General features: G+C 39.0%; 2 protein-coding genes and 1 pseudogene. All 3 read left to right on the top strand.

What is annotated here, in order from left to right; translation table 11 throughout:
* The first annotated feature begins 159 nt into the window (after window positions 1–159).
* Window positions 160–777, top strand: a complete 618-nt coding sequence (locus AAV96_RS18360; RefSeq protein WP_227505807.1) for a hypothetical protein — start codon at window positions 160–162, stop codon at window positions 775–777.
* 114 nt (window positions 778–891) lie between these two features.
* A complete protein-coding gene (locus AAV96_RS00115) occupies window positions 892–1,287 on the top strand; it encodes a hypothetical protein (RefSeq protein ID WP_046737836.1) in 396 nt (131 codons plus the stop codon).
* 11 nt (window positions 1,288–1,298) lie between these two features.
* A pseudogene (locus AAV96_RS00110) lies at window positions 1,299–1,661 on the top strand (TIGR02594 family protein); the annotation flags it as partial.

The raw sequence follows: 1,661 nt of genomic DNA, 5'->3' as shown, positions 1-1,661 counted from the left end.
TGCGTTAAGTTTGCCTGTAAGTTTTGAAGCAGATTATTACGCTTCGGATGCTTGGGACGAGAGAAAAAAAGAAATAGAAATTGAAGCACAACGACACAATGCATTATTCAAACTTGGCAATGAAGTCATTAAATGTTTCAACAATATAAGCGCTAGAAGATGAACACAACAAAGATATTAGGTGAGGCTGTTGGCATACAAAGCCAAGGCACAGTAGACAAGACCGGAACACAAACTAAAGAAGGGCTAACTTCAGCCTTAATTGTTGGTCGATTTAAGCGTGGTCGTGTAGATAATCCAATTACCACTCACCAAGGTAACATTCGCGGTCAATTGGGCCATGAGCCTCCAAATATTGATTATCAAGCTGTACAAGATCGTTTAGACACGGGTGTTCCTAGTGCTCAAGTTTTACGTGTCGGGCTAGTGGTTGTGGATCCTGAAATCCCTCAAATCATTAGTTGTGAAGGAGCTACAGAAAATATAGGCTTTTTCATAACTGGTAATTGGCAGATTTATATCGATGATGAAACAGAGCCATATGTCGGTGAAATTTCAAATGCATTAAGTCAGCTTCTAACTTCTTATTCAGGAAAAATAACAGGGGATTGGGATGGATCAATGTTTATGCAAAATATTGATAATGTTCCTCATAGATTTAGATTTGTACCCGTATCTAATACCAGCTTTATCCACAACCAAGGAGATAATCAGACTTTTGTAGAAGATGAAAATGGCGGATTCTATTTCTGCTTAGCAGCTATAAGCCATATTTAGCAAATCTTGAAAAAACCATCTATTTTTAGATGGTTTTTTTATTGGAACATCATCTCAATCATAGAATTTCAATCCTTCAAAATAAATCTAAATAAAACTTAGGTGAATTACAAAATGGCTGAGCCAGTAAGTAGTGGAGTGGGGGCAGCAGCAATTGTGAAGTTCTATGGTCTGATCACAATTTTGTCTATTGCAGCGTCTTTAGCATATTTGATTGTTGTCATGACTCGTGAACCACGATCAAGAAAAGAATGGGTCATTTCCCTTGTAACGACACTCGTTGGAAGTATTGCAGGTGGTTCACTTGTCGTTCAACGATTTGGCTTACATGACTGGTCGTCAAACTGGTTCGGTATGTGTGCCTTAGGTGGAATCATTTTTTGTTGCGGATTGCCTTTTTGGGCCATTGTTCGTTGGACCTTTAACTATATCAATTCTCGTGAGAACGCGACGATTTTTGAAGTAGCAAAAGAAGTCAAAAAAGAGATTAAAGGGGTGAATGAAGAATGAGCAATTATCCTGAATTGCCTTGGATTGCTGAAGCGCGAAAGCATATCGGTTTGAAAGAAGATACAAGCAAATTTAAACATTCACCAACCATTTTAAGCTGGTTAAAAGCACTTGGCGCATGGTGGATGGATGACGAAACGCCTTGGTGTGGAACTTTCGTTGCTCACTGTTTACAAACCGCAGGCATTAAATTCCCTAAAGATTGGTTTCGAGCTTTAGCGTATTTAAGTGGTGGAACTAAACTTACAAAACCAGCTTACGGTTGCGTAGCAGTTAAAACCCGTATTGGTGGTGGTCATGTTTGCTTTGTTATCGGTAAAGATAAATCAAGCGGTAAGCTAGTATGCCTTGGCGGTAATCAGTCAAATATGGTT

Source organism: Acinetobacter sp. AG1, assembly GCF_001005525.1.
In the GTDB taxonomy this organism is placed as follows: Bacteria; Pseudomonadota; Gammaproteobacteria; order Pseudomonadales; family Moraxellaceae; genus Acinetobacter; species Acinetobacter modestus.
Note: the sequence above shows the minus strand (reverse complement) of the source record. Positions and strands in the feature narration are given on the sequence as shown.

What these genes read in the sequence shown, in the direction of transcription:
- AAV96_RS00115 (WP_046737836.1), top strand. Translation starts at nt 892, where the DNA reads ATGGCTGAGCCAGTAAGTAGTGGAGTGGGGGCAGCAGCAATTGTGAAG.
- AAV96_RS18360 (WP_227505807.1), top strand. Translation starts at nt 160, where the DNA reads ATGAACACAACAAAGATATTAGGTGAGGCTGTTGGCATACAAAGCCAA.